Genomic DNA, 7,042 nt, shown 5'->3' with positions numbered 1-7,042 from the left:
GGTTCGAGAGCTGACCCCGGCCGCCCCCGGCGGTCGAGCGACCTGCCGCCGGGGGGCCGGAACCCGGTACCCTTCCGACATGAGTGGTGACAACAGCAGCGGCCAGCCGCAGGGGCGGTTCCGCCGCATGCTCAGCCGGCTGACCTCCTCGGCCGAGGAGCTGGACGCCGAGGAGCTGCGTCAGGAGATCGCCGCGGAGTCCGGCTGCACGCCGATCGCCGGCTGCGGGGACCGTGATCTGGTCACCGTCGCAGGCACGCTGCGCACGGTGACGCTGCGCCCCCGGGCGGGTGTGCCCGCCCTGGAGGCCGAACTCTTCGACGGTACCGAGGCGCTGGACGTGGTCTGGCTCGGCCGCCGTTCGATCGCAGGGATAGAGCCCGGCCGCCGGCTGGTCGCCAGCGGCCGCATCGGTCACGCACGCGGGCGCCGCGTGCTGTTCAACCCCCGCTATGAGCTGCGTCCGGTCGGACACGGGAGCGAATGAGCGTGAGCAACCAGCCCGGCGGCGAGGCCGCCGCCCAGCTCGACCTGGCCGTCGACCCCGCGGACGCGGAGGCCGCCCGCAGGGCCGCCTCCAAGGAGGCCGCCGACACCGTGCTCCAGGCCTTCGGCGGCGTGCGCGGCATGATCGACATGACGCTGCCAGGCCTGGTCTTCATCGTCACCTACAACCTGACCCACCAGGTCAGCACCTCGGCCTGGGCCGCGCTGGGCCTGAGCGCCCTGTTCGTGGTGGCCCGGCTGGCGAAGCGGCAGACCATCCAGCACGCCTTCAGCGGGGTGTTCGGTGTCGCCCTCGGCGCCTGGATCTCGATGAAGAGCGGCAAGGCCGAGGACTTCTACCTGCCCGGCCTGCTCTGGAACGTCGGCTACTGCATCGCCCTGGCGGCCTCCGCGCTGGCGCGCTGGCCGATGATCGGGGTGATGCTCGGCCCGATCACCGGCGAGATGTTCACCTGGCGCAAGGAGAACCCGGGCCGCCTGGCCGCCTACACCAAGGCGACCTGGGCCTGGGTGCTGATCATGGGCCTGAAGCCGGTGATCCTCTTCCCGCTGTACTTCACCCACAACGTCAACCTGCTGGGCTGGCTGAAGGTCGCCCTCGGCATCCCGCCGATGCTGCTGGCGATGTACGTGACCTGGCAGATCCTGCTGAAGGCGCCGCCGCCGATCAAGGCGCAGCTGGACGAGGAGGAGCCGGCGAAGTAGCCGCCTCCCGGTCGGCCGGGAGGCCGGTCCGAACGACGGCGAAGGGCCCGCACCCCGACGAGGGGTGCGGGCCCTTCCGCTGTGCCCGCGGGGCTACTGGGCGCCCGAGGTCGCCGAGAGGAGCTGCTCCAGCTCCTCCTCGCGCTCCTGCGCGGCGACGAAGAGCAGCTCGTCGCCGCCCTCCAGGGTGTCGTCCTTGCCCGGCACCAGCACCCGGCCCTCGCGGATGATGGTCACCAGCGCGGTGTCCTGCGGCCAGGCCACGTCGCCGACCCGGATGCCGACGAGCTCGGTGTCGGAGGCCAGGGTCAGTTCGACCAGGTTGGCGTTGCCCTGGCTGAAGCGCATCAGGCGGACCAGGTCGCCGACGCTGACCGCCTCCTCGACCAGCGCGGACATCAGCCGCGGGGTGGAGACGGCGACGTCCACGCCCCAGGACTCGTTGAAGAGCCACTCGTTCTTGGGGTTGTTCACGCGGGCGACCACCCGCGGCACCGCGTACTCGGTCTTGGCGAGCAGCGAGACGACCAGGTTGACCTTGTCGTCACCGGTCGCGGCGATCACCACGTGGCAGCGCTGGAGCGCGGCCTCGTCCAGCGAGGTGATCTCGCAGGCGTCGGCCAGCAGCCACTCCGCCATCGGAACCCGCTCCACCGAGATGGAGTTGGGGTTCTTGTCTATCAGCAGGACCTCGTGGCCGTTCTCCAGCAGCTCGCCCGCGATCGAGCGGCCCACGGCACCGGCCCCGGCAATGGCGACCCGCATCAGTGACCCTCCTCCTTCGGTCCCTGCGCGAACGCGGCCTCGACGGCCGTCAGGTCGGCCCGGCGCAGCATCACGTGCACCAGGTCGCCCTCCTGCACCACCATCTGCGGCGAGGGGAGCATTCCCTCGCCGAGCCGGGTGACGAACGCCACCCGGGTGCCGGAGGCCTCCTCCAGCCTGCTGATCCGGTGGCCGATCCAGCGCGGGTCGTACGCGACCTCGGCGAGCTGCACGCCACCGCTCGGGTCCTGCCACAGCGGCTCGGCGCCGCTCGGCAGCAGTCGGCGCAGCATCTGGTCGGCGGTCCAGCGGACCGTCGCGACGGTGGGGATGCCCAGGCGCTGGTACACCTCGGCGCGGCGGGGGTCGTAGATCCGGGCGGCGACGTTCTCGACGCCGAAGTTCTCCCGGGCCACCCGTGCGGCGATGATGTTGGAGTTGTCGCCGCTGGAGACCGCGGCGAAGGCGCCGGCCTCCTCGATGCCCGCCTCGCGCAGGGTGTCCTGGTCGAAGCCGACGCCGGTGACCCGGCGGCCGTTGAACCCGGCGCCCAGCCGGCGGAACGCGGTCGGGTCCTGGTCGACCACGGCCACCGAGTGGCCCTGTTTCTCCAGGGCTCTGGCGAGGGCGGAGCCCACGCGGCCGCAGCCCATGATCACGATGTGCACCGGCGCTTACCTCACCCGTCCCGAAGGGGCCTTGACCTGCGCAAACACCGTTCAGCTCCGTTTCCCGCCCGGTCGTCCGGGACGAGGTTCCTCGTGGGGGCGCCGACCCGGCAACGCTCGACAACCAGAGTGTTGCCCGCCGACTCGTATCCGACACGCTAGCCGGTCCACCGAACGCAGTCGCGACGAAGGGGGGGACAAACGGCGGAGCCTTGACCGGGGAGCCCCTACGATTCCTTAACGTGCCTATGCCGACTGACCTTCCGAAACGCATCCTGATCGGGCGCGCCCTACGCAGCGACAAGCTGGGCGAGACGCTTCTGCCCAAGCGGCTCGCGCTGCCCGTGTTCGCCTCGGACGCGCTCTCCTCGGTCGCGTACGCCCCCGAGGAGATCCTGCTCACCCTCTCCATCGCGGGCGCCTCGGCGATCCATTTCTCCTGGCAGATCGGCGTCGTCGTGGCGATCGTGATGCTCGCCGTGGTCGCCTCGTACCGGCAGAACGTGCACGCCTACCCCAGTGGTGGCGGTGACTACGAGGTCGCGACCGTCAACCACGGTCCGGCCGCCGGTCTGGTGGTCGCCAGCGCCCTGATGGTCGACTACGTGCTCACCGTGGCCGTGTCGACCACCTCGGGCGTCGCCAACGTCGTCTCCGCGGTGCCCGCGCTGCGCGGCCACGAACCGGTCCTGTCGGTGATCGTGGTCGTGCTGCTGATGGGCATGAACCTGCGAGGCGTGCGCGAGTCCGGGAGCGCCTTCGCCGTTCCCACCTACGCCTTCATGGTCGGCGTGATCGGGATGGTCGGCTACGGGGTGTTCCGGCACTTCGTGCTCGGCCAGGACATGCCCGCCGAGAGCGCCGGGTTCCACCTCGCCGCCACTCCCGGCAACGACTCGCTGGCCGGCTTCGCGATGGTGTTCCTGCTGCTGAAGGCGTTCTCCTCGGGCTGTGCCGCGCTCACCGGTGTCGAGGCGATCTCCAACGGCGTGCCGGCCTTCCGCAAGCCCAAGAGCAAGAACGCGGCCACCACGCTGCTGATGATGGCGAGCATCGCCGTCGTGATGTTCATGGGCATCATCTGGCTGGCCCGGCTGACCGGTGTCCAGATGGCCGAGAACCCGGCCGAACAGCTCGTCGGCACCTCGCCGGACTACCACCAGAAGACCGCGCTGGCGCAGATCAGCGAGGCCGTGTTCAACAACTTCACGCCCGGCTTCTACTTCGTCGCGGCCGTCACCGGGCTGATCCTGGTGCTCGCCGCCAACACCGCCTTCAACGGCTTCCCGGTGCTCGGCTCGATCCTCGCCCAGGACCGCTACCTGCCGCGCCAGCTGCACACCCGCGGCGACCGGCTGGCCTTCTCCAACGGCATCATCCTGCTGGCGATCGCCGCGATCCTGCTGATCCTCGCCTTCGACGCCGACCCGACCCGGCTGATCCAGCTCTACATCGTCGGCGTCTTCGTCGCCTTCAACATGAGCCAGTCCGGCATGATCCGGCACTGGACCCGGCTGCTGCGCACCGAGACCGACCCGGCCAAGCGCCGCCACATGCAGCGCAGCCGGGCGATCAACGCCTTCGGCCTGGTGATGACCATGGCCGTGCTGATCGTCGTCCTGGTCACCAAGATCAGCCACGCCTGGATCGCGATCGCCGCGATGGCCGTGCTGTTCGTGATGATGAAGGGCATCCGGCGGCACTACGACCGGGTCTCCGACGAGCTCATCGCCGCCGAGGAGCCGGACGACGTGGTGCTGCCCACCCGGGTGCACGCCATCGTGCTGGTCTCCAAGCTGCACAAGCCGGCGCTGCGCGCCCTGGCGTACGCCAGGCTGGCCCGGGCCCACACGCTGGAGGCCGTCACGGTCAACGTCGACCCGGCGGACACCGCGGCGCTGCGGCGGGAGTGGGACGAGCGCGGCATCGAGGTGCCGCTCAAGGTGCTGGACTCGCCGTACCGCGAGATCACCGGGCCGGTCCTGGACTACGTGAAGAACCTGCGGCGCAGCAGCCCGCGGGACGTGGTCTCGGTCTACATCCCGGAGTACGTGGTCGGCCACTGGTACGAGCACCTGCTGCACAACCAGAGCGCGCTGCGGCTCAAGGGGCGGCTGCTGTTCAAGCCCGGTGTGATGGTCACTTCGGTACCGTGGCAGCTGGAGTCCTCGGAGCGGCGCAAGCCGCAGAAGGCCTGGTCGGCGCCGGGTGCCGTCCGGCGTGGCGAGCCACGCGCGCCGAAGGCCGTAAAGTCGAAGGATTCCGTCTCCACCGGTTCGAACGCCGGGGACACCTCCGACCGCAGCAAGGACTCCTCCCAGTGACCCGCAACACTCCGCCCCGTTCCTCGGGCTCCTCCGGCAAGGGCGCCCGCCGGGGCGGCTCCCAGCCCGGGCAGGTCTCCCGGCCGCGCTGGGGCCGGCCGGCCCGTCCGGAGGCCACCGACCGCGACGGCCTCACCGCGCGCACCGCGCCGATCGTCCCGGGCGAGCGGGAGGACCGGGAGCCCGCCGGGCCGGCCGCCGGCAAGGGCGCCGCGGGCAAGACGTCCGCGGGCAAGGCGTCCGCCGGCAAGGCCTCCGGCAAGAGCGCGCCGAAGGGCGCCGGCAAGGGTGCCGCCCAGGACGCGCCGAAGGGCGCTGCCGGGGCCGGCCGGAAGGCGCCGCGCAAGCAGGCGGTGCGGCCGCCCAAGGCGCTGCGCGCCGGTGCCGCGCGGCCGTCGCGGCCCGAGACGCCGTCCGGGGAGCCGCTGGCCGGGCAGCGCTACGAGGTCGAGGTCGGCCCGGTCGCGCACGGCGGCGGGCACTGCGTGGCCCGGCACGAGGGCCGGGTGCTGTTCGTGCGGCACGCGCTGCCCGGTGAGAAGGTCGTCGCGCTGGTGACCGACGGGACCACCACCTCGCGGTTCCTGCGGGCCGACGCGGTGGAGGTGCTGGAGCCGTCCAAGGACCGGATCGAGGCGCCCTGCCCGTTCGCCGGTCCGGGCAAGTGCGGCGGCTGCGACTGGCAGCACGTCACCCCGGGCGGGCAGCGCAAGCTCAAGGCGGCGGTGCTGACCGAGCAGCTGGCCAAGCTCGCCGGGCTCACCCCGGCCGAGGCGGGCTGGGACGGCAGCGTCGAGCCGGTCGGCGGCAAGCTTCCGGCCGGGCAGGTGCCGGCCTGGCGCACCCGGGTGCAGTACGCGGTCGACGCCGGGACCGGGAAGGTCGGCCTGCGCAAGCACCGCTCGCACGAGGTGCAGCCGGTGGACCGCTGCCTGATCGCCGCCGAGGGCGTCACCGAGCTGGGCATCGAGGCCCGCGACTGGCCGGGGGTGGCGAGCGTCGAGGTGATCGCCGCGACCGGCTCCTCGGACCGCCAGGTGGTGCTCACCCCGCGGCCGGGCGCCCAGCTGCCGCTGGTCGAGCTGGACAAGCCGGTGTCGATCGCCCGGGTGGACGAGCAGGGCGACGTGCACAAGGTGCACGGGCGCGGCTTCGTGCGCGAGCGGGCCGCCGGGCGGACCTGGCGGATCAGCAACGGCGGCTTCTGGCAGATCCACCCGGAGGCGCCGGACACCCTGGTCGACGCCGTGCTGGACGGGCTGGACCCGCAGTGGGGCGAGAACGCGCTCGACCTGTACTGCGGCGTCGGCCTGTTCGCGGGCGCGCTGGCCGACCGGGTCGGCGAGGACGGTGCGGTGCTCGGCATCGAGTCCGCCAAGCAGGCCGTGGTCGACGCCCGGCACAACCTGGCCGCGCTGGACAACGTGCAGATCGAGTGCGACCGGGTCGAGACGCTGCTGCCGCGCACCGGTATCACCGCCACCGACCTGGTCGTGCTGGACCCGCCGCGCTCGGGCGCGGGCCGCGAGACCGTCGCCCACCTGGTCGGCCTGGAGGCGCGCCGGATCGCGTACGTGGCCTGCGACCCGGCGGCGCTCGCGCGGGACCTGAAGTTTTTCCGCGAGGGCGGCTACCGTCCGGTGTCGCTGCGGGCCTTCGACCTGTTCCCGATGACCCACCACTTCGAGTGCGTGGCGATCCTGGAGCCGGTCGGGCAGTGATTCCGGGCTGATCCCGGGCTGATCCCGGGCGTCGGGAGTCACGGCAGGAGGCGGTCACCCGTTCGGGGTGGCCGCCTCCTGCCGCGTCCGGGGCCGGCTACTCGTTGTGCTCCTCCTCGTCGACGCTGTGCGGCAGGTCGATGCCGTGCTGGGCGGCGAGCCGCAGGAGCGCGGCGACCCGGCCCTCGTACGCCTGGACGCCGTCGGCGTCCTCCTCGGCCCGGGCCGCCGCGAGGTCCCGGCGGGCCTGGGCGAGCTGCTCGCGCAGCTCCTGGTCGAACATGGCTGTCATCGGTAGGCCTCCGCACCGGTCGGCGCCCGCCGCTCGTCTGCACCTCCGGCTGGCCCAACA

At 72.2% G+C, this 7,042-nt stretch carries 7 protein-coding genes; 4 read left to right on the top strand and 3 right to left on the bottom strand.

The features are described from left to right. Positions 1-79: 79 nt before the first annotated feature. Together ACIQOV_RS19430 and ACIQOV_RS19425 are read left to right on the top strand one after the other, a co-directional pair. Positions 80-487, top strand: coding sequence for an OB-fold nucleic acid binding domain-containing protein (locus ACIQOV_RS19430; RefSeq protein WP_359909898.1), 408 nt, complete (start codon positions 80-82; stop codon positions 485-487). Positions 488-489: 2 nt separating this feature from the next. Next, the gene (locus ACIQOV_RS19425; RefSeq protein WP_359909901.1) at positions 490-1,212 is read left to right on the top strand and encodes a DUF3159 domain-containing protein; all 723 of its coding nucleotides are present in this window, start codon (positions 490-492) and stop codon (positions 1,210-1,212) included. Positions 1,213-1,305: 93 nt separating this feature from the next. Here ACIQOV_RS19425 and ACIQOV_RS19420 read toward each other — a convergent pair whose 3' ends face one another. Both ACIQOV_RS19420 and ACIQOV_RS19415 read right to left on the bottom strand, forming a co-directional pair. Next, positions 1,306-1,977 carry a TrkA family potassium uptake protein gene (locus ACIQOV_RS19420; RefSeq protein ID WP_359909904.1) on the bottom strand — a complete coding sequence of 224 codons (672 nt, stop codon included), beginning with the start codon at positions 1,975-1,977 and terminating at the stop codon, positions 1,306-1,308. Further along, complete coding sequence (locus ACIQOV_RS19415; protein WP_359909907.1) at positions 1,977-2,645, bottom strand: TrkA family potassium uptake protein; 669 nt, start codon at positions 2,643-2,645, stop codon at positions 1,977-1,979. Before ACIQOV_RS19415 ends, ACIQOV_RS19420 begins: the two co-directional genes overlap by 1 nt. Positions 2,646-2,893: 248 nt before the next feature. Here ACIQOV_RS19415 and ACIQOV_RS19410 point away from each other — a divergent pair, with 248 nt between their 5' ends. Both ACIQOV_RS19410 and ACIQOV_RS19405 read left to right on the top strand, forming a co-directional pair. Next, positions 2,894-4,969 carry an APC family permease gene (locus ACIQOV_RS19410; RefSeq protein WP_380546579.1) on the top strand — a complete coding sequence of 692 codons (2,076 nt, stop codon included), beginning with the start codon at positions 2,894-2,896 and terminating at the stop codon, positions 4,967-4,969. 371 nt (positions 4,970-5,340) lie between these two features. Then, positions 5,341-6,690 carry a class I SAM-dependent RNA methyltransferase gene (locus ACIQOV_RS19405; protein ID WP_387695368.1) on the top strand — a complete coding sequence of 450 codons (1,350 nt, stop codon included), beginning with the start codon at positions 5,341-5,343 and terminating at the stop codon, positions 6,688-6,690. Positions 6,691-6,787: 97 nt separating this feature from the next. Here ACIQOV_RS19405 and ACIQOV_RS19400 read toward each other — a convergent pair whose 3' ends face one another. Further along, a complete protein-coding gene (locus ACIQOV_RS19400) occupies positions 6,788-6,982 on the bottom strand; it encodes a hypothetical protein (RefSeq protein ID WP_380456687.1) in 195 nt (64 codons plus the stop codon). Between the last annotated feature and the right edge of the window lie 60 nt (positions 6,983-7,042).

This window comes from Kitasatospora sp. NPDC091257, from assembly GCF_044757675.1.
Classification (GTDB): Bacteria; Actinomycetota; Actinomycetes; order Streptomycetales; family Streptomycetaceae; genus Kitasatospora; species Kitasatospora lactacystinica.
This window is presented reverse-complemented; position numbering and strand designations above follow the sequence as displayed.